General features: G+C 65.6%; 17 protein-coding genes. 2 read left to right on the top strand and 15 right to left on the bottom strand.

Annotated features, from left to right (window positions below):
- Nucleotides 1-70 precede the first annotated feature (70 nt).
- The 8 genes from mdcH to P3T23_RS37035 are packed head-to-tail and all read right to left on the bottom strand — an operon-like array spanning nt 71 to nt 7,307.
- Nucleotides 71-1,009, bottom strand: a complete 939-nt coding sequence (mdcH, locus tag P3T23_RS37000; protein ID WP_429321012.1) for a malonate decarboxylase subunit epsilon — start codon at nt 1,007-1,009, stop codon at nt 71-73.
- Nucleotides 1,009-1,707 (bottom strand): malonate decarboxylase holo-ACP synthase, encoded by a 699-nt coding sequence (locus tag P3T23_RS37005; protein WP_429321013.1) that lies wholly within the window; start codon nt 1,705-1,707, stop codon nt 1,009-1,011. Before P3T23_RS37005 ends, mdcH begins: the two co-directional genes overlap by 1 nt.
- Complete coding sequence (gene mdcE, locus P3T23_RS37010; protein WP_429321014.1) at nt 1,707-2,531, bottom strand: biotin-independent malonate decarboxylase subunit gamma; 825 nt, start codon at nt 2,529-2,531, stop codon at nt 1,707-1,709. The genes P3T23_RS37005 and mdcE overlap by 1 nt, the downstream gene beginning before the upstream one ends.
- On the bottom strand, nt 2,528-3,406 hold the full coding sequence (locus P3T23_RS37015) for a biotin-independent malonate decarboxylase subunit beta (RefSeq protein ID WP_429321015.1): 879 nt from the start codon (nt 3,404-3,406) through the stop codon (nt 2,528-2,530). The genes mdcE and P3T23_RS37015 overlap by 4 nt, the downstream gene beginning before the upstream one ends.
- Complete coding sequence (locus P3T23_RS37020; RefSeq protein ID WP_133666281.1) at nt 3,403-3,717, bottom strand: malonate decarboxylase subunit delta; 315 nt, start codon at nt 3,715-3,717, stop codon at nt 3,403-3,405. Before P3T23_RS37020 ends, P3T23_RS37015 begins: the two co-directional genes overlap by 4 nt.
- Nucleotides 3,705-4,790, bottom strand: a complete 1,086-nt coding sequence (locus P3T23_RS37025; RefSeq protein ID WP_429321069.1) for a triphosphoribosyl-dephospho-CoA synthase — start codon at nt 4,788-4,790, stop codon at nt 3,705-3,707. The genes P3T23_RS37020 and P3T23_RS37025 overlap by 13 nt, the downstream gene beginning before the upstream one ends.
- 25 nt (nt 4,791-4,815) lie before the next feature.
- Nucleotides 4,816-6,504, bottom strand: a complete 1,689-nt coding sequence (gene mdcA, locus P3T23_RS37030) for a malonate decarboxylase subunit alpha (RefSeq protein ID WP_429321016.1) — start codon at nt 6,502-6,504, stop codon at nt 4,816-4,818.
- Between the two features lie 8 nt (nt 6,505-6,512).
- Nucleotides 6,513-7,307: a GntR family transcriptional regulator gene (locus tag P3T23_RS37035; RefSeq protein WP_429321017.1), complete on the bottom strand. Its 795-nt coding sequence runs from the start codon at nt 7,305-7,307 to the stop codon at nt 6,513-6,515.
- 213 nt (nt 7,308-7,520) lie between these two features.
- Between P3T23_RS37035 and P3T23_RS37040 the strand changes: the two genes are divergently transcribed.
- Nucleotides 7,521-8,819, top strand: a complete 1,299-nt coding sequence (locus tag P3T23_RS37040) for an MFS transporter (RefSeq protein WP_429321018.1) — start codon at nt 7,521-7,523, stop codon at nt 8,817-8,819.
- 61 nt (nt 8,820-8,880) lie between these two features.
- Here the strand turns inward: P3T23_RS37040 and P3T23_RS37045 are convergent, their stop codons facing one another.
- The gene (locus P3T23_RS37045; RefSeq protein ID WP_429321019.1) at nt 8,881-9,801 is read right to left on the bottom strand and encodes a DMT family transporter; all 921 of its coding nucleotides are present in this window, start codon (nt 9,799-9,801) and stop codon (nt 8,881-8,883) included.
- Nucleotides 9,802-9,907: 106 nt separating this feature from the next.
- Here P3T23_RS37045 and P3T23_RS37050 point away from each other — a divergent pair, with 106 nt between their 5' ends.
- Nucleotides 9,908-10,780: a LysR substrate-binding domain-containing protein gene (locus P3T23_RS37050; RefSeq protein ID WP_429321020.1), complete on the top strand. Its 873-nt coding sequence runs from the start codon at nt 9,908-9,910 to the stop codon at nt 10,778-10,780.
- On the opposite strand, the gene P3T23_RS37055 is transcribed toward P3T23_RS37050, so the two are convergent.
- From P3T23_RS37055 to P3T23_RS37080, 6 genes are all read right to left on the bottom strand, one after another.
- Nucleotides 10,765-11,838 (bottom strand): ABC transporter ATP-binding protein, encoded by a 1,074-nt coding sequence (locus tag P3T23_RS37055; protein WP_429321021.1) that lies wholly within the window; start codon nt 11,836-11,838, stop codon nt 10,765-10,767. The genes P3T23_RS37050 and P3T23_RS37055 overlap by 16 nt on opposite strands.
- 70 nt (nt 11,839-11,908) lie before the next feature.
- Nucleotides 11,909-13,495 carry an ABC transporter permease gene (locus P3T23_RS37060; protein ID WP_429321022.1) on the bottom strand — a complete coding sequence of 529 codons (1,587 nt, stop codon included), beginning with the start codon at nt 13,493-13,495 and terminating at the stop codon, nt 11,909-11,911.
- A 22-nt stretch (nt 13,496-13,517) separates the two neighbouring features.
- The gene (locus P3T23_RS37065) at nt 13,518-14,540 is read right to left on the bottom strand and encodes an iron ABC transporter substrate-binding protein (RefSeq protein ID WP_429321023.1); all 1,023 of its coding nucleotides are present in this window, start codon (nt 14,538-14,540) and stop codon (nt 13,518-13,520) included.
- Between the two features lie 62 nt (nt 14,541-14,602).
- Nucleotides 14,603-15,901 (bottom strand): iron uptake transporter deferrochelatase/peroxidase subunit, encoded by a 1,299-nt coding sequence (gene efeB / locus P3T23_RS37070; RefSeq protein ID WP_429321024.1) that lies wholly within the window; start codon nt 15,899-15,901, stop codon nt 14,603-14,605.
- Between the two features lie 4 nt (nt 15,902-15,905).
- Nucleotides 15,906-17,066 carry a hypothetical protein gene (locus P3T23_RS37075; protein WP_429321025.1) on the bottom strand — a complete coding sequence of 387 codons (1,161 nt, stop codon included), beginning with the start codon at nt 17,064-17,066 and terminating at the stop codon, nt 15,906-15,908.
- Nucleotides 17,067-17,146: 80 nt separating this feature from the next.
- Nucleotides 17,147-18,664, bottom strand: a complete 1,518-nt coding sequence (locus P3T23_RS37080) for a carbohydrate porin (protein WP_429321026.1) — start codon at nt 18,662-18,664, stop codon at nt 17,147-17,149.
- Nucleotides 18,665-18,674: the final 10 nt, after the last annotated feature.

Genomic DNA, 18,674 nt, shown 5'->3' on the forward strand with positions numbered 1-18,674 from the left:
GGTGTCGGCTGGTTTGATGTTGGCCGGCTGTCAGCCGCCATTAACCGTCATTAACCGTCATTATCCGTCATTAACCGCCGTCAGCCCCAGTGCGTCGCCGTATAGTTGCAACGAGCCGGTCAAACGCCATTGAGCTTGCGGCGACGACGGTTACGTCCGGAAAGGCTTCGCGGGTGATGTCGCTCAACACCTGCCCCGGCGGGGCTTCGATCAGCACGCGGCCGCCCATTTCGATCATCGCTGTTAGCGCGTCGTACCAGCGCACCGTGTAACGCATGTTCGTCGCGAGATCGTCGCGGATCGCGTCGGCCGTGTGTAAAGGGCGACCGCCGCGGTTGCCGATATACGTGCCAAGCGGGGCGCGAAACTTGATGTCTTTCGCGTAGGCGAGCAGTTCTTCGCTGGCCTTGGCAAGCAGTACGCAATGCGAAGGCACGCTGACTGCCAGTCGGGTTGCCTTACGCGCACCGGCTGCCAGGGCGCGTGCAATGAAGGCGTCGAGCGCCGCATCGGAGCCAGCCATCACGATCTGGCGGGGAGCATTGACGTTGGCGATATAAACCGGTGTGTGGCCGTCGTGCTGGTGATCATGAGCGAGCTTTTCCACTTGATGCTCGGACAACCCGGCAATCGCGGCAAGACCATAGCCTGATGGCCAGGCCGTCTCCATCAATTCCGCTCGTCTTCTCACCATACGGAGTGCGTCGTCGAATGCCAGCGCGCCGCTACTCACGGCGGCCGGGTAGGCGCCCACCGAGAGCCCCGCACTGATGTCCGGCTCAATATGTTCCGCAGCGAGGGCGCGTACCGTTGCAACACCGGCCACGACAAGTCCGACCTGTACCGCGACCGTCGAACGCAGGGCGTCGGGCGTATCGAGCGTCAGGATATCGAGATCGAGAATATGTGAGGCTTCGTCGAGCGTTTCCTTGAACGCTGCCTGTTCGTGCAGCCGGCGAAGATAGCCTTCCTGCTGCGCGCCCTGACCGGGGAACAGATACGTAAGCATCAGTCGCGGCCGCCGGTGGTCGACCACGGGTCGGCGACGAGCACGGGACCTTGCGAATGGCGCGCCATGACACGCGGCTTGCCCGCTGCGAGTTCCGCGAGGGCTATGCCGCCTGCGGGTGTTTCAACCTGCGCGTCGATCCGGATACCCTCGCGCCCTGCATGGGCATGCAGTTCGCTCAGCATTGCGACGGCGGCCTCGTGAGTGAGCCGTGCGGGCGCGCGAATCAGCAGATCGAGATCGCTTGACGAAGTGACGGCCGGGAACGCGGTTGCGAGTTCAAAACCGACGCTTCCCGTCGGCCCCCATCTGAATGCAGCGAGAGTCGCCGCGTTGCTGCGGAGGGCGGTCAACGCGACGAACGCGGGAAGTGTACGCCGCTCGCCAGAAGAATCGACGTCCACAAGTTCTTCAGGTGTGACGGCCGCTTCCACGTCGTCGACTTCGGCCCACGCCCCGTAACGCTGTTGCCGAGTGTCGCCACGTACGCCAATCGCGATGAAGCCCGCTGCGGCCAGCGCACGCCGCACAACCGCGAACGGTGCGCGCGCGAACGCGTCGCGAACCCACGGCGGTTCACTAATGTCGTGGCGGAGGCGTCGCAGTTTCAGCAGATCGTGCGGCTGCCAGCGTGTGTCGCCCGAAGGCGCGGTACTGGCCTCGTCGAGGCGAAACGGTGGCGGGGCGCACACGCGCATCACACGGCGTCCCACTGTTCGGCGAGCCGTTGGCGCACTTCGATCGAAGCGGCTCGCGTCTTCCTCGCGGCGCCCGATGTCAGCCGACGCGACAGGTCACGCGATCCCTCACGCGCACTGCGAACCGAGTCGATCAGAACCTGGCGAACGCGATCGATCTGTGCGGCATCCGGAGCATCGGCGTCGACGCCTTCGATCAATTCATCGAGCAGGCCGAGCTTCGCAAAAGACGCCATCGAATACGACATCGGCACGATCGTCTCGCCAAGAGCGTCGAGTTCTTCGACCGTGCGACGGGTGACGCGGGCTGCCGCTTCCTTGCCCATCGCGTGAACCATCGTGCGGGGCGCGTCCAGCGCGACAATCCGGTTTGCCTGGTAACCGTGCGCGAGAAATGCGCCGGACATCGCGGGCCCGACGATCAGCGCAATCACCGGATGCCCCGCGGCGCGCGCAGACGCGTACGCATCGACGGCCGCCGCGCACGCGAGATGGATGCCCAGCATCTCCTCGCGATAGCCGTACGCCTGGCTTTTAACGTCGACGATCGCGACGATCGGCCGGCGTGCGCCCGTGCTGCCGGTGCGGGCGTCTTCGTCGATAACCTCGCGCACGGCGCGGGCGAGCCGCCAGCCCTGCTCGAGCCCAACGACGTTATCGGTCGCGCGCGGGAAGCGGTTGTCCGGGTCCGGGACGACGGCGATAAAGCGCGCGTTTTCAGCGCCCAGTTGCGCTTCGCCGCTCCAGACCGGTGCGTCCGCGCGGAGATCGCCAGCGAGGGCGCGAAACCAGCGCGCGCCGCGTGTCAGCGTCGTGTCGTTCATGCGTCCTCCTTCGACGGGTTCCGGGCCTGCGAGCCAAATACCGCGCGCATCGATTCGGGGGTGACGGTCGCGGGATCGATCTGCGCGAGCCGCGCGAGATACGTATCGACCTGTTCGCTGCGATGCGCCGACGGCACACCCTGTGCAAACGCGTGCCGCACCGCATTGCGCACGGCGCTGGAATCGTCTTCGGTGAGCGTGTCGGCGAGGCCTGTCGCCGCGCGCTGCTCGCCGCCGATCAGTTGCCAGACGCGGCGTCGATCGCTGGCGTCGAGTTCATCGATGCCCGCTTCCTGCTCGATGACTTCGGGCCCGTTCATGCCAAGCCGCCCCTGTTTCGTCACGACCAGATACGAACACAGCGCGGCCGCCAGCGACATCCCGCCGAAGCATCCGACCATCCCCGCAATCACGCCGACCACCGGTACGTGCCGGCGCAGCGCAACGATGGCTGCCTGTATTTCGGCGATGACGGCGAGACCGAGATTGGCCTCCTGTAAACGCACGCCGCCGGTCTCGAACAGCACGACCGGTCGCACGATCCGGCCACGCTCGCAGTCGCGCAGCGCGAGTTCGAGCGCGGCCGCGATCTTGCTGCCCGATACCTCGCCGATACTGCCGCCCTGGAAGGCCGATTCGATGGCGGCGACCACCGCCGGCTCGCCATCGATCGTGCCGCGCGCAATGACGGCGCCGTCGTCGGCCTGACAGACGATGCCCTGCATCGGCAGCCACGGCGACTCGATGCGGTCGAACGGTCCGAGCAGTTCGCGAAACGTGCCGGCGTCGAGCAGTGCGCGTGCGCGCTCGCGCGCGGACAGTTCGATGAAGCTCTCGCGCAGCAAGGGTGTGGGAGGCGTCGCGCCTGTATTCATGCGTTGTCTCCTGTTTCGGCGGCGGCTGCAGCTTCGGCCGCCTCGGCAAGCCGCAGCGCGACGACGCCGGGCGTCGCGCCAAAGTCGTTGATCTCGATCTGTGCGGCACCGTCGAAGCGGGTAAAGAACCGGTCCAGCACGCTCTTCCAGATGTGGCTATAGCCGTCGACGCTCGTTCGGACGACCACCTGCGCGGTCATCGTCGCGGCGGGCGACAGCAGCACTTCGAGGTCGCCGGAGCCGACCACGCCGACGTGTGCGCGTGTCGTGACGGCGCGTCGCGCCGGATAGTCGAAAGTCAGATGTTCCATGAGGCAGCACTCCCGCCGGCGTCGTGCGAAGCCAGCTTGTCGATGAAGAGGGTGGCGGCGAGCAGGTCGGCTGCACCGCCGGGGGATGCGTTGAGCGACATCAACTTGCTTTCGAGCGTCGCGAGCGCCATACGCCCCTCTGCGGTGGAACTGCCACCGCAGGCGAGCACGTGGCGCGCGCCTTCCTTGCCGACGTGCAGGCCGGCGAGGCCCGCGCGATGGAGGAGGCAAGTGTCGTCGAGCGACGCCATGATCGCCAGCAATGTGTCGACGCGCGCAGCGTCTTCCGCGATGCCGTTTGCGCGTGCCGTAGCGAGCGCGGGCAAACCGACGTCGATCACGTGCGGAAAGCCTTCCTGGGCTTCGAGCCGTGCGCCGCCGACACGGTATGTGCGGCGCACGCGTTCGCCGTGGCTGTCGGTGGGCGCGGCGAATCTATCGGGGAAACAGGCAATCTGGGCGGCGAGTTTGCAGACACGCGATGCAGGTGCCGCAAGCGACGCGCTGTTTCTGCTGAAGGTAGCTGCAGCGATATGGCCCGCCGGGCCGGTACGCGTTCCAGCAGAGCGAGAAGCGCCGCGCGATACCTCATTGACGGAAGCCACATCCCTATCGCGGCATGAAAATGCATTGACCGACGAGCCCCCGCCCTTGATCACATCGGAAGCCGAAGGTGTTGTTTCGCAGATCGCCGCGCCCGCAACCAGCAAGCCGAGAATCCAGATCGCGCCGCGATGCGCGTTGCTGCCGCCGGTGGCCTGCATCATCGCGATTTCGCCGGTGCGGCCGATCTGCGCGAGTTCGGCCCGCAGCGTAGCGGAGGGGGCGCGATTGCGCGATGCCCGCGCGAGCGCAACGAAGGTCGGTTCCAGTGCCAGCGCGGAGCGGATCATCTTCGCCAGATCGAGGTCGCGGTGTGCTCCGCTGCCGCGCCGGTCGACCAGCGCCGGTTTGGGCGTCAGGTGCGCCTCGTCGATCAGCGCATCGACGGCGAGCCGGGCAAGTTGCGCGTCGGGCAGCCCAGCCGGAGCCGCCGCGACGGTTGCACTCGCGCACGTTTCCCGCGGCGCCATGGTGTCAGCCATCGCTGCCATGGGCTCACCAGCTCCGGAACCGTGCGGGCGGCGAGTACAGCCCGCCTGACCACGTGACGAGATCGTCGATGCTGCGTGCCGCGAGCAGCGAGCGTTTTGCCTCACCGCGCCGGATGCCGAGATCTTCCGGATACGCGACGATGCCGCGCCGGCGCAGTTCAGCGGTTTTCTCAGGCTTTGCGCGCAGACCGATCGGCGTCACGCCGGCGACCGCGGCCAGGGCCGCACGCCGTTCTTCCATGCCTTCCGCCTTGTGCAGACAGGCGATGCCTTCCTCGGTGACGACGTGGCTCACATCGTCGCCATAGATCATCACCGGCGCGACCGGCATGCCGCTTTTCGTGCCCACGGCCACCGCGTCGAGTTCATCGACGAAGGTCGGTTCGCCGCCTTTTTTGTAGGTTTCCGCCGTCTGCACGACAAGCTTGTGCCCGCGCGAAACGGGGCCTTGATCCTTCAGCAGCTTGAGCCAGGCTTCGCTCGAATGACGCCGCCCGCGCGGGTCATGGCCCATGTTCGGTGCGCCGCCGAAACCCGCGAGCCGGCCACGCGTCACCGTCGATGAATTCGCATCCGCGTCGAGTTGCAAGGTCGAGCCGATGAACAGGTCGACGCCATATTGCCCGGCTAGCTGGCACAGCACGCGGTTCGAGCGCAGGCTGCCGTCGCTGCCGGTGAAGAACACATCGGGACGCGCCTCGATATACGCTTCCATGCCGACCTCGCTGCCGAAGCAATGCACGCTTTCCACCCAGCCCGATTCGATCGCGGGAATCAGCGTGGGATGCGGGTTGAGCGTCCAGTTGCGGCAGATCTTGCCTTTGAGCCCCAGCGCTTCACCATAGGTCGGCAGCAGCAGTTCGATCGCGGCCGTATCGAAGCCGATGCCATGATTCAGCGATGTAATTCCGTACGGCGCATAGATGCCCTTGATGACCATCATCGCGGTCAGCACCTGCAGGTCGCCGATGTGGCGTGGATCGCGCGTGAAGAGCGGTTCGACAGCGAAGGGCCGGTCCGCCTCGACGACGACATCGACCCATGACCCGGGAATATCGACACGCGGCAGTTCGTCGACGATCTCGTTCACCTGGACGATCACGATGCCATGCCGGAACGCGGCGGCTTCGGCGATGGTGGGGGTGTCTTCGGTGTTCGGTCCCGTGTAGAGATTGCCGTGCCGGTCGGCTTTCTCCGCGCACAGCAGGGCAACGTTCGGCGTCAGGTCGACGAACATCCGCGCATAGAGCTCGACGTAGGTGTAGATCGCGCCGATCTCGAGCTGGCCGTCTTCGAGCAGTTGCGCCACGCGCAGGCTCTGCGGCCCGGCAAACGAAAAGTCGACCTTGTGTGCGATGCCCTTCTCGAACAGCGTCAGGTGTTCGGGGCGGTTGATGGTCGAAATCAGCAGATGAACGTCGTGAACCTTCTCTGGATCGACTTTCGCCAGCGAGCGCGACAGGAAGTCGGCCTGCTTCTGGTTATCGCCTTCCAGCGCGACGCGATCGCCCGGACGAATCAACGTTTCCAGCGCGTCGACGATGCGTGCTGCCGATAGCACGCCGTCCTGCACCCACGGCGCGATTGCCGCGAGACGGCGGTTTTTTTCGTCGCGGCGCGTGGTCCAGGATCGCGCTGCGGGCCCGGCTGCCGCAGCGGCCGTTTGAGGTGACGTTTCGACGGATGGGTTCATCGGCGGATTCAGCTCCCGGTTGAAGTGGGCACGGTCGCGCGCGTGCTGGACGCGCGTGCCGCCCGTGGCTTGCGGGTTTTTGTCTGCACGGCCTCAGCCTGTGCGCGTTCGTTCAGGAAACGATAGAGCAGATCGCCGGTGCCGAGCAGATGTTGCGCAACCAGCGTCTGCGCGGTGGCAACGTCACCTCGACGCACGGCGTCGATCAGCGCGGCATGTTCCTGGTCGGATTCGCCCTTGTAGCTCGGCAGGCCGAACTTGAGGCGCAGATAGCGTTCGCCACGCCGGTGCAGCGTGACGAGCATCTCGGTGAGCTGTGGCCGTCCGGCGGGCGCGTAGAGGCTCATATGGAAGGCTTCATTTCGCGTGACGTACAGAGAGGGATCGGCTTCGCGCTCGGCGGCCTCGCGGAGCTTTTCGGATTCGCGCAGCGTCGCGGCAGTGTGAGCCGGAATCGCCAGCCCGATCGCGAGGCTCTCGAGCGCCGAGCGGATCTCGTAGATTTCGCGCGCCTCGGCGGCCGACAAAGGCGCGACCGTCGCGCCCTTGTGCATCTCGACTTTCGCCCAGCCTTCGCTTTCGAGTTGCCGAAGCGCTTCGCGCACGGGAATCGCGCTGACCGAAAAATGCCGCGCAATCGTGTCCTGGCGCAACGGTGCACCTGGCGCCAGGGTGCCGTCGACAATCGCCGCGCGCAGCGCGTCCGCGATCACGCGTGACGTGCTCGCCCGTGGCGCCGCCGCCGGCAGAAGAAGTGGCGCCGTGCCTTCGTGTAAGGGAAAACCACTCGTTGCGTCGTCCATGAGATCAAATATTATATATAAAAAGACGCGTTTTCCAGCCGGAGAAACCCGGGCTTTGCGGTCCACAGGCACCTGTCGCACAGGCAGCATTCCGCGCCAGGTTCTGCTCGAGCAACAATGAGGCAGCAAACCCCGTCCGGCAATCAACCCGACAAGCGCGCCGTAGCGTCGTTCCGAAGCACGTATTCCAAACCGTATCACCGGAGGAGCATGATGAATTCAATTACGGACCGCGCGTCTGCCGCGCGGCGGCGCACACCGCTCAATCGCTCGCAGATTGCTGGTTTCTGGGGCGCGTGGGCAGGCTGGACACTCGACGGCATGGACTCGTTCATTTACGCGCTGGTCCTCACGCCCGCACTGACCGAGTTGCTGCCGCGCTCGGGTTTCGCCGCGACGCCGGCCAATGTCGGGCTGGCCGGTTCGATCCTGTTCGCCCTGTTCCTCGTCGGATGGGGGCTGTCTTTCATTTGGGGACCGCTCGCCGACCGCTTTGGCCGCACCCGGGTGCTGGCCGGCACGATCTTCACGTTCGCCATCTTTACGGGGCTCGCTGCGACCTCGCAAAACGTGTGGGAACTCGGCATCTACCGCTTTATCGCAGGCGTCGGGATCGGCGGCGAATGGGCGCTCGCGGGCACCTATGTCGCTGAAGCGTGGCCGGAGGATCGTCGCAAGATGGGCGCCGGCTATCTGCAGACCGGCTATTACGCCGGCTTCTTCCTTGCCGCCGCGCTCAACTACACGATCGGCGTGCATTTCGGCTGGCGCGCGATGTTCCTGACCGGCGCGGTGCCTGTCTTCTGCGCGATCATGATCCTGCTGCGCGTGAAGGAGACGGAAAAGTGGCAGAAGGCAGAAGCGCGCACCGTGCGCACCAAACCGTTGCAGGAGATTCTTGGGCCGAAGTACCGGCGCCGCACGTGGGTCGCCTGCGCGTTGCTCACGATCGCGATCATCGGTCTGTGGGCCGGGGCGGTGTATGAACCGTCGGCTGTGATCCAGCTCGCAACGAAGGCCGGCATGACGAAACCCGAGTCGGTCAAGATGGCGTCGATCGCAACCGGCTTGCTGTCGATCGCGACGATCCTCGGCTGTCTTGCGCTGCCGCCAATCGCCGAGCGCATCGGCCGCAGGAAAACACTGGCGATCTATTTCACGGGCATGGCCGTGGCGATCGTGGGGAGCTTCGGGTGGGCGTTCTATCTGCCGAACGGTCTCGCGCCGTTTATCGCGTGGCTCACGGTGCTCGGCTTCTTCGGCGGCAACTTCGCGCTCTTCAGCCTGTGGCTGCCGGAGCAGTTCGAGACGCGCGTGCGGGCGACGGCCTTCGCATTCTGCACATCGTTTGGCCGGTTTGTTGGTGCGGGGGTGAACTTCCTGCTCGGCGCAGCGGTGCTGCACATGCATACACTCGGCGTGCCGGTGGCGCTGACGGCGCTCGCCTTTGTCATCGGCCTCTTCATCATTCCGTTCGCACCGGAGACGAAGGGACAAGTGCTGCCCGAGTAAATGGCCGGTTGCGGCGCGGCGTTCGCTTACGCGACGCCGCCTTGCCGCCCGGCAAGCGTCGTCAATCGGCGTGACGGCTGGCGCGTGCGCGCGGCAGGATGGTCGAAAGAAGCGGCCAGCCGAGATTGACACCGAGGCTCGCCGCCACGATGAGAGTCATGCCGGCGAGCTGTACGGGAGACAGCGCCCGTCCGTACACGATTGCGTCGACGGCGATGGCAGTCAACGGATACACGAAGAGCAGCACGGCGATAACCGGCGTGGTGAGTTTCGGCAGCGCGCCGTAGATCAGCACATACGAGAGCCCGGTGTGCAGCACGCCCATCCCGACGAGCCAGAGCCACTGCTGCGGCGAAATATGGGCGGCGGTCAGCGGCGCGATGAATGGCAGACAGACGACGCCCACCAAACACTGGGCGAGCGTCAGCAGGTGCGGGCGCAGGTCGCCGAGGCTTTTCGCGATCAGCGTGACGCCGGCATAGAGCACCGAGCCGGCCAGCGCCTCGCCGATGCCGATCAGATAGCTCGTATGGCCCTGCAGGTTATCGGTGGCAACCACACCCGAGGCAAGCACGAGCCCGACGAAGGCGGCCGCGATCCAGCTGAGCCGGTCGATACCGAGCCGTTCGTTGAAGAGCGCCGCACCGATCAGGACGACCCAGAACGGCGGCACGTGAAACACGACGGTGGCCACCGCGATGCTGGTGCGGTGAATCGCATCGAAGAACCAGACCCACTGCGTGACCATCAGCGCACCGGAGAGCACCGCGAGCGTCATGGTGCGTCGCGTGAAATAGCGGCGCGCGAAAAACCCTTTGCACGCGCAGTACGCAAACAACGCCAGAAAACCGAACAGGCAGCGAAAGAACACGAGCGTGAGCGCGCCAAGCCGCGCCTCCTCGACGAAGATGCCGAGCGTGCCCATGAGCAAGCCGCCGCCTGCCAGCGTCACGGCTCCCTGCTGGCGTTCAGTCATGTTCATGCGGGATGGCTCCGGTCAATGACAACGATGGGACGAGTATCGATGACTTGCCGTCTGCCTACAAACGAATAAAATTGAGAGATTCCATAAGCGGAATTGATAAATCATGCATCCGGAATTCGACGTCGATCTCTTGCGGACGTTTGTTGCAGTCGTGGAGACGGGCAGCTTTACAAAGGCGTCGGCGAGCGTGTATCGCTCGCAGGCGGCAGTCAGCATGCAGATCAAGCGGCTCGAACGCATGCTCGGCACGACGCTTTTCATGCGCGACACGCGCAATCTGGCGCTTACACGGCCGGGCAACACGCTGCTCGAATACGCACGGCGGATGCTCGACCTGCATGAGGAAGCGTGGTCGGCGATTGCGCGGCCCGAGGTGACTGGCCGTGTCGTGCTCGGCGCGCCGGATGATTACGTTTCTTCGTTGCTGTCGCCGGTATTGCGGCGATTTTCGAATCTGTACCCGCATGTCGAGATCGAGATCGTCTGCGCGCAGAGCACGGCGCTCGCGCCCATGCTGGCCGACAACAAGATCGATCTCGCCTTCGTCACACGCGACCGCAAGCTGCGCGGTGATCTGGTGCGGCGTGAGGACATGGTGTGGGTCGGCTCGCCGGAAGATACCTCGGTGCTTGCCGCGTCGCCGCTTCCCGTCGGGCTGTACGAGCATGGATGCGTGGCGCGCGCACACACGCTCGACGCGCTGAACAACGCCGGGATCAAATATCGCGCGGCGTATAGCAGCGCGAGTCTGCTCGGGCTCGTGGCGACGGTCGATGCGGGGCTGGCCGTCGTGGCGCTGGCGCGCTGCAGCGTGCCGTCGCGCCTGACGATTTATGGCGAGGCGCAGGGTTTGCCTCACATCGAGCCGCTCGAAATCGTCGTGGCACGCAGCGCGAAATCCGACCGGCCGACCTGCGACTATCTCGCCGCGCAGATGATGCAGGACCTGTCCGTGCGCACTCAGACGCGCGCGTAGGCGGTCACTTCGCCATCGACGGCGAGCCGTACCCTGTCGCCCGGACGTGGGCTGCGATAGCCGGGCACACGGGCGCGAATCGCGGCAGATGGCGTCGTGGCGGCGTGTTGCGCGCCCAGTTGCAGCAGGACGCTTGCGTCCTGACCGTTGAAGGTGACTTCGCGTACCACGGCATCGAAGGTGTGCGTCCCGTTCGTCGCCGCTTCGCCGGCCGCGAGCACGCGGATCTGCTCCGGCCGCACCATCACATCGACGGGGCCATCGGCGACGGGGGCCGACAGTTTCAGTTCGCCGAGCGCGCAAACGGCAACCTCGTGCGCCACGAGGCCAGGCAGCAGCACGGCTTCGCCGATGAACGAGGCGAGTTCGCGCGTGACGGGGCGTCGATAGAGCGTTTCCGGTGTCGCCTTCTGGATCAGCTTGCCATTCCACAGCACGGCGACCTCGCGTCCAAGCGACAGCGCTTCCGACTGATCGTGCGTGACCAGCACGGCAGTCGCACCCGCCGCCGCCAGCGCATTCGCGACGGCCTGGCGGGTTTCGAGCCGCAACGCCGCATCGAGCGACGAGAACGGTTCGTCGAGCATCACGAGGGTCGGCGACGGCGCGAGCGCGCGGGCCAGCGCGACGCGTTGCTGCTGGCCGCCCGACAGCTGCTGCGGCGCGCGCTCCGCGTAACTGGCCGGCAGGCCCACGAGTTCAAGCAGTTCCGCGACGCGATGGCGAGCGCGCCGCTGGCCACGCGGCAGCCCGAACACGATGTTGTCCGCGACCGACAGATGCGGAAACAACGCGCCTTCCTGCGGCACATAACCGATACGGCGCTGTTCGGAAGGCAGATGCAGATCGTTGCCGGCGACGCGTCGCCCCTCGATTTCGATGGTGCCGCTATCGGCCCGCTCGAAACCGCAGAGCACCCGCAGCAAGGTCGTCTTGCCGCTGCCTGACGGACCGAGCAGCGCCAGCAGCGTGCCGCGCTCCACCGACAGGTCGATGCCGTGCAATACGGCGTGGCCGTCAAACGATTTGTGCAGGCCGCTGATACGAAGTTCGCTCATGGAAATCAGATGGAAATACAGTTGCTGCGCTCAGGTGCTCAGGTGCTCAGGTGCTCAGGTGCTCAGGTGCTCAGGCGCTCTTGCCAGCCAGGGCCGAGCGGCCAAGCAACGCGAACAGCAGGCCCGACGCGCACAGGGAAATACCGGTCAACAGTGCAGCATACGGCGCGGCCGCGGCAAAGGCGAGCGTCGAAGTGTCGGACCAGACCTGCGTGGCGAGCGTGTGCGTCCCGATCGGCGAGAGGAGCAGTGTCGCGTTGAGTTCGGTGGCCACGGAGATGAACACCATCGACGCCGCCGCGCCGAGACCGGGCCCGGCAAGCGGCAGCATCACGCGCACGAACGTCTGCCTCCAGTTGAGGCCGAGCGCGCGAGCCGTCTCTTCGAGACGCGGCTGCGCCTGCATCAACGCCGCGCGCACGCTGACGAGCGCGAGCGGCATGAACAGGATCGCGTACGCAATCACGAGCAAGGTCGCGCCCTGATAGAGCGGCTGCAGCGCGTGCACGGCAAGCGACACGATTGCGAGCGCGATCACGAGCCCCGGGATGCCTTGTGCGAGGAACACGGTGCGCTCGAAAAGCGTCGCGAGCCGGCCGGGATAGCGAACCAGCAGGAACGCGAGCGGTACGACGAGCAGCGTCGTGACGACCGCAGCGGCGAGCCCGAAACCCAGCGACGACATCGTCGCGTTGAACAGCAGTTCGGGCGACACTTCCGTTGGCGTGACCGCGGCGGCGCCTTCCTGCGTGAGCCAGAAGCCGATCATGCCGAGCGGCACGCCGAGCGTGGCAATGGCGAGCGCTGCGAAACCGCCCGTCACGGCCCAACGCCACTTGCCCAGGCCGTAACGCAGCGCAGCCCGGCGTGTGCCGCGATCGACACGTTCATAACGCGCCGCGCCGCGTACGCGGAATTCGAGCGCAAGGCACACGAGACACATCGCGATCAGGATGCACGCGAGCAGCGATGCGCCGCTGTTGTCGAAGCTCGTGCGGTACTCGGCGTAGATCTCGGTGGTGAAGGTGCGAAAACGCAGCAACTGGAACGCGCCGAATTCGGACAGCACGCCGAGCGCGACGAGCAGCATGCCGCCGAGCAGGGCGGGGCGCAGTTGCGGCAGCACGACGCGCATGAAGGTCGCCCACCGCCCGCAGCCCAATGCGCGCGCGCTTTCTTCGAGCGCCGGGTCCATGCCGCGCAAGGCAGCGGCAACCGGCAGATAGACCAGCGGAAAATACGCGGACGTAATGACGAGCAGTGCGCCGGCAAAGTCCTGCAAATCGAGACTCAGCGACACCCACGCATAGCTCGTGATAAAAGCCGGCATGGCGAGCGGCGCAGCGGTCAGCACTGCCCAGACGCGGCGCCCGGGAACATGCGTGCGCTCGACGAACCACGCGGCCGCCGTGCCGATGACGGCCGACGCCAGCGTCGCGCTGACGGTGATCAGCAGCGTGTTGACCAGCAGTTCGCCGACGAGCGGCCGGAACACGAGTTCGATCGCGTCGTCGCGCCCTAAGGTCGCGGCGCGATAGAGGGTAAACGCCAGCGGCAGCAGCACCAGCAGTGCGCTGAATGCAGCTGCCGCCAGCAGGCCGCGCGGCGCGCGCTTTCTGGCGCGCGCCGTTGCGGGAGCCGCGGTCGCGGCGATCATGGCCTCGCTCACATCCGATCCATCAGAGCAGACCCGCCTGGCGCAGCAGCTTGCCCGCCTGGCTGTCGTCGCCGAGCTGCTCGAGCGTGAGCGACGGCGGCGTGAGTTCAGCGAACGGCTTGAGCAGCGGGTCCGGCGCAACGCCTGCGCGCAGCGGATATTCGAAGCTCACGTGGTTCTTCGCCATCAGCGTCTGCGCACGTTCACTGACGAGGTACTTGAGGAACGTCTGCGCCCCGGCTGCGTTGTGCGCAGTCTTCAGCACCGCTGCGCCGGATACGTTGACGAGGCCGCCGACGTCGCCATTGCCGTAGTGATAGATTGCGCTGCGCGTTTTCTTGTCGCCGAGTTCGGCGTGCAGGCGGTCCCAGTAGTAATTGTTGATGATGCCGGTTGCCACGCCGCCGCGATTGACGGCAGCCACCACACCTTCGTCGTCGTCGAAGATCTGGGCGTTCGCCTTCAGGCCCTTCAGCCACTGAAGTGTCTGCGCTTCGCCCTTCAGCGCGAGCACGGCGCTCACGAGCGGCAGGAAGTCGGCGTCGCTGGGTGCAATGCCGACCTTGCCCTTCCATTCGGGCTTCGCCAGATCGAACAGCGTCGGCGGCAACTGCGACGGCTGGACCTTCGCCGTGTTGTAGACGAGCACGCTTTCGCGGGCGGTCACGCCGACCCATTGTCCCGTCGGCGAATTGAAGCGTGCCGGGATCGTTGCGAGCGTCGCCGCGTCTACCTTGGAGAGCAGCCCCTTTTCTTCGAGCAGCATCAGCTCGGGCGAGTTTTCCGTGAAGTAGACATCAGCGGGCGTGGCCGAGCCTTCGGCTACCAGCTGCGCGGCGAGCGCCGGGCCTTCACCGCTACGGATCTTCACCGCAATGCCCGTTTCCTTTTCGAAATCCTTCGCGAGCGTGTTGACGACCTGCTCGTGCTGCGCGCTATACAGCGTGATCGACGCGCCGTGCGCGCCGGCTGTGGCGAGCGACAGCGTGAATGCCGCCGCGCTGCAGGACACGCGCAAACGCGTGCCAAACCGGGATGAAGCCATGATTCCTGATCCTCCTGATGGTGATATGTCGGTGCCTGTCGCGCGTTTCTGGATGTCGAAGCTTACGCCTCGAACAGACTCGCGCCGATGAACGAGCCCTCGCGCGCACCCGGCGGCACAGCGAACACCGCGCTGCCGACGTGCGTCGTGAACTGGTTCATCATGTCGAATTTCGCGAGCTTCTCGTTGATCGGAATGAAGCCCGTACGCGGGTCGCTCTGATGTGCAATGAAAATCAGACCCGCGTCGTATTCCGTCTCCTGGCGCCATGGCGGCCACCGTTCGATGTAGAAGTTCGTGCCGTCGTTGTACGAATACGAGCGGCGCAGAATCTGCGCACCGTTATTGGTCGCCTGGTTCGACAGCCGCACGTGCGAGTTTTCGGGAATGACCGGGTTGCCGTCCTTGTCCTGCGCATTCAGGTCGAGCGCGTCGAATTCGCTTTTCTTGCCGATCGGTGCGCCGCTGTACTTGTGGCGGCCGAACACCTGCTCCTGGAAGCCGAGTTCCATCTGGTCCCAATGCTCGAGCGTGATGCGCACGCGGCGCACAACCGTGTACGTGCCGCCTTGCATCCACGGCGCATCTGCGCTGTTGGCCCAGACGAACTGGTTCATCAGCGGCGGCTTCTGGGTCGACGGATTGTTCGTGCCATCCTTGAAGCCCATCAGGTTGCGCGGGGTCTGTCCGCGCGGTCCCGACACAAAACCTGCCTGGCCCCAGCGCATCTGGATCGCGCCATAGCCCATGCGCGCCAGTTGCCGCACCGCGTGAAACGCCACTTGCGAATCGTTCGCGCATGCCTGGATGAAAAGATCGCCGCCGGTTTTCTCTGCGATCAGCTGGTCGCCGTTAAAGCGCGGCAGATCCACGAGCGCCGCCGGACGGCGGTTCGCGAGGCCGTAACGATCCTTGCCTTCGTGCGTGAAGAGGCCAGGGCCGAAACCGAAGGTGATGGTCAGTCTCGAGGTCCCCATGCCCAGCACGTCGCCGGAATCCGGCGCCGACCTGTCGTCGGCCGTGTCGAGCGATGCAGCCGGTGCGCCCTGCGTGAGGCGTGCGGCGGCGTTGGTCCATTCGCGCAGCAGGCTGATGACGTCGTCGCGTTTGTCGGTCGTGAGATCGAACGCGGCGACGTAGGTGTGGCTTTGCTGCGGCGTGACGATACCGCCTTGATGCGCGCCGAAAAACGGCTCGACGGCGTGCTGCGGATCGTCCGTGTGCGGCTTGCCGGATGCGGCCTGCGCCGCGTGGGCGAGACCGCCCGCGCCGAGGCCTGCACCGGCCGCTACCGCGACGCCGCCGGCTTTCAGAAATCCGCGCCGCGCTGGGCGCGACGGGGGAGTGTGGTCGATTGGCATGATCTTATTTCGCGAGCACGAGTGTGTTGACGTCATCCTGTACGTAGTAGAAACCGTCGCCTTCCGGCGTCATTGCAATGCCGAACAGGTCGCCGTTGCCCGGAGGCGACTGGGCCTTGTCCGTGTCGATCCAGCGCGCGTAGATCTGCTTGCCGCTCGCCGGATCGATCTCGACGACCTGGCCGTTGAGCGCATTCGTCACAAGCAGGTGGCCGTTCGGCGCGGTGACCATCGCGAGCGGACGGTGCAGCAGACCATCGGCGCTCAGCTGGCGGCCGACGCCCGCACTGGTGTCGCGTGTCATGGGCTCGTCGATTTCGTTGACCCGGTTGCCGATCGCGTCCGACACGTACAGCAGCTTCTGGTCGGCGGACAGCGCAAGGCCGGTCGGGCCGACGAGAAACACGCCCTTGTCGGCCTGCGCGCCGAAGCCGCTGCCGATCACCGTTTCCCGCTTCACGACGGGCGGCTTGCCTTCTGGAATGTCGAGTTCGAGGCGCAGCACGGTGGCCTGCTTGAACACCGGCGGATCGCCATCCGCGCCGCCGACGCCGAAGCCCGCATTGCTCACGAACAGCGTGGCGCTCGTGCCGTTGTCCACGACAGCCATGTTGCCCCACGGGTCGTTGATATTCGGGCTGACGATGGTCGAGGCGACCTTGCCCTGCGGGTCGAGCACGATCAGGCAGCCGGCGCCCTTGGTGCCGGTCGTGCCGTCGTTGCTCGGCGTGCTGCCCACGATCACCCAGCCCGACTTCAGCATCGTCATCGCCGTCGACAGGCCGACGCCGCCCGGGCATGCCTTCAGGTCGCGGGGCACGGTAGCGAACGTCGACATCTGTCGGGTGTCGGGATGGTAGTTGACGATGGTGCTGCCTGTGCCTTGCAGATTGGTCGAGTTGTTGAAGTTGCCGACCAGCACGTCGCCCTGTTTGACCGTGCCGGCGGAAACCGGCGCGACGACGATCGCGTACGGATTCTGGTCGCCGTTCTCGGGCACGGTGTTGATCAGGGTCGTGTGACGATGCACCGTCTCGAGAAAGCCTTTCGGCTCCGCCTGTGCTGCGCCCGTGGCGACGAGCGCGGCGAGGGTGGCCGTCGCGGCGAGCGCAGCGCGTGCGGTGCCCGCCGTGTATCCGCCGACCTTGCGCGTGGGGTATTTCATGTATGTATCTCCGTGCCTGCCTGCCGAACGTCGAATGTCGTCATGGTCGGATGGGCAGGGTTCGGGTTGAAGAAAAGCGTTCAGAACGTGACGTTGGTCCGCAGGCCAATCACGAAGGTATTGCGCAGGCTCTGCGTCGGATCGTTCGGATTCTGTCCGGCGCCGGCGTTGAACGTGTATTGCGCGTCGGCCTGCAGCTGCCACCACGGTGTGACCTGATACTGATAGGTCGCTTCGAGCACGGTTTCGCTGCTGCGCACCGTGTACGGGCCGCCGCTGAACACGACGTTGTCCTCATCGAAACCGCGCGCGTGGCTGCCGACCCTGATATAGGTGAGCGCAAGGCCGACGCTGTCGTAGTCGCGGCCGGCGAACGGCGCCTTCATCACGACGCCGAGGTTCGCGCTCGCGCTGATCAGGTTGCGATCGCCCGGCGCGCCCATCACGCGCGCAAAGACGCCGATGCTACGCGCTTCGTCCGGGTCCGGGCGCCACACCATCTGGTCGGCAACCGCGTAGAAGCTGTAGTTGCCCTGGTGCGTCTGCGGGATGCCGGTCGATGCCGCCGTGTTCGCGAGCGGTATGCCCAGGTTGTCGTAACGCGGGTCGTCGAACGGATTGTTGTTGTACCAGACGCCGATCTTGTAGGTACCTGGCAGGCCGCTCTTGCTCATGCCGACCATCTCGCCATCGGCCGGCTGGTTGATCGAATATTGCAGCTCGCCGATCCAGAGCGTGCCGTTATGCAGGTTGAAATTGGTGCCGCTGATGTTGTCCGGATTGTTGCCGAGCGGATCGCCGGAGAACACACCGGCCAGCGCCATCAACGACGGCGTGATCTGGCCGCGCACGCGCATGCCGAGTCCGGCCAGCGGATACGCCGGGCCGCCCGACGGCATGTCGTAGGACGGCACGCCCGGCCAGCCGAACATCGTGTTGACGAAGAGCGCGGCGTACTGGCTCGTCATGAATTCCTGGTCGAGGCTCTGCTGACCGATCTTCACGTCGACGCGCTTGTTGAGGAACGACTGCTGGTACCACATCTCCCACAGGCGGGTCGTATCCTCGGCTTCGATGCCGCTCGCCGTGTTCAGCGTGCCGAGCTTTCTCGTGCTCAGGTTGGTGCCGTGGATCTGCAGCGCGCTGATATTGAACAGGCCACCCGGCAGCCCGAAAGCTTTTTGCGTATCGACGCTGACGGCAGCGGTTGTCAGGCCGTCGTAGGCGCCTCCCGTCGCGAGACCGCCGCGCAGGTTGGCCAGATATTCGCTGGTCTCGGTGAGCCCGAACGTCACGCCATACTGGCCAAGCCAGGGACGCAGGCCGCCTATATCGCCGAGCATCTGCTGACGCGTCCAGAAGCCCGTCCACTGTCCAGTGGGCTGCGCCTGAATATTCAGGTCTGCTTCAGGTGCTTCCGGGGTGGCGTCGGGACTGGCCGCGGCGAACGCGGCGCTGGTGGTCAGCGATGCGCATGCAAAGGCGGTCCAGAGTGCAGCGCGGCGCAGGAAGGGCATGCGCGTTGCAGTGAGGCGTGCAAGGGCTGGCTTGCGGAGACGCTTGCGTGGGGCGTGTCCTGTAGGCCGTACGAGCTTCATCGAAATCCTT

Source organism: Paraburkholderia sp. GAS448 (assembly GCF_050435685.1).
Lineage (GTDB): Bacteria > Pseudomonadota > Gammaproteobacteria > Burkholderiales > Burkholderiaceae > Paraburkholderia.

Bases quoted from the DNA above. Each gene is read 5' to 3' on its own strand.
- mdcH (WP_429321012.1), bottom strand. From the start codon at position 1,009: ATGCTTACGTATCTGTTCCCCGGTCAGGGCGCGCAGCAGGAAGGCTAT.
- P3T23_RS37005 (WP_429321013.1), bottom strand. From the start codon at position 1,707: ATGCGCGTGTGCGCCCCGCCACCGTTTCGCCTCGACGAGGCCAGTACC.
- mdcE (WP_429321014.1), bottom strand. From the start codon at position 2,531: ATGAACGACACGACGCTGACACGCGGCGCGCGCTGGTTTCGCGCCCTC.
- P3T23_RS37015 (WP_429321015.1), bottom strand. From the start codon at position 3,406: ATGAATACAGGCGCGACGCCTCCCACACCCTTGCTGCGCGAGAGCTTC.
- P3T23_RS37020 (WP_133666281.1), bottom strand. From the start codon at position 3,717: ATGGAACATCTGACTTTCGACTATCCGGCGCGACGCGCCGTCACGACA.
- P3T23_RS37025 (WP_429321069.1), bottom strand. From the start codon at position 4,790: ATGGCGCCGCGGGAAACGTGCGCGAGTGCAACCGTCGCGGCGGCTCCG.
- mdcA (WP_429321016.1), bottom strand. From the start codon at position 6,504: ATGAACCCATCCGTCGAAACGTCACCTCAAACGGCCGCTGCGGCAGCC.
- P3T23_RS37035 (WP_429321017.1), bottom strand. From the start codon at position 7,307: ATGGACGACGCAACGAGTGGTTTTCCCTTACACGAAGGCACGGCGCCA.
- P3T23_RS37040 (WP_429321018.1), top strand. From the start codon at position 7,521: ATGAATTCAATTACGGACCGCGCGTCTGCCGCGCGGCGGCGCACACCG.
- P3T23_RS37045 (WP_429321019.1), bottom strand. From the start codon at position 9,801: ATGAACATGACTGAACGCCAGCAGGGAGCCGTGACGCTGGCAGGCGGC.
- P3T23_RS37050 (WP_429321020.1), top strand. From the start codon at position 9,908: ATGCATCCGGAATTCGACGTCGATCTCTTGCGGACGTTTGTTGCAGTC.
- P3T23_RS37055 (WP_429321021.1), bottom strand. From the start codon at position 11,838: ATGAGCGAACTTCGTATCAGCGGCCTGCACAAATCGTTTGACGGCCAC.
- P3T23_RS37060 (WP_429321022.1), bottom strand. From the start codon at position 13,495: ATGATCGCCGCGACCGCGGCTCCCGCAACGGCGCGCGCCAGAAAGCGC.
- P3T23_RS37065 (WP_429321023.1), bottom strand. From the start codon at position 14,540: ATGGCTTCATCCCGGTTTGGCACGCGTTTGCGCGTGTCCTGCAGCGCG.
- efeB (WP_429321024.1), bottom strand. From the start codon at position 15,901: ATGCCAATCGACCACACTCCCCCGTCGCGCCCAGCGCGGCGCGGATTT.
- P3T23_RS37075 (WP_429321025.1), bottom strand. From the start codon at position 17,066: ATGAAATACCCCACGCGCAAGGTCGGCGGATACACGGCGGGCACCGCA.
- P3T23_RS37080 (WP_429321026.1), bottom strand. From the start codon at position 18,664: ATGAAGCTCGTACGGCCTACAGGACACGCCCCACGCAAGCGTCTCCGC.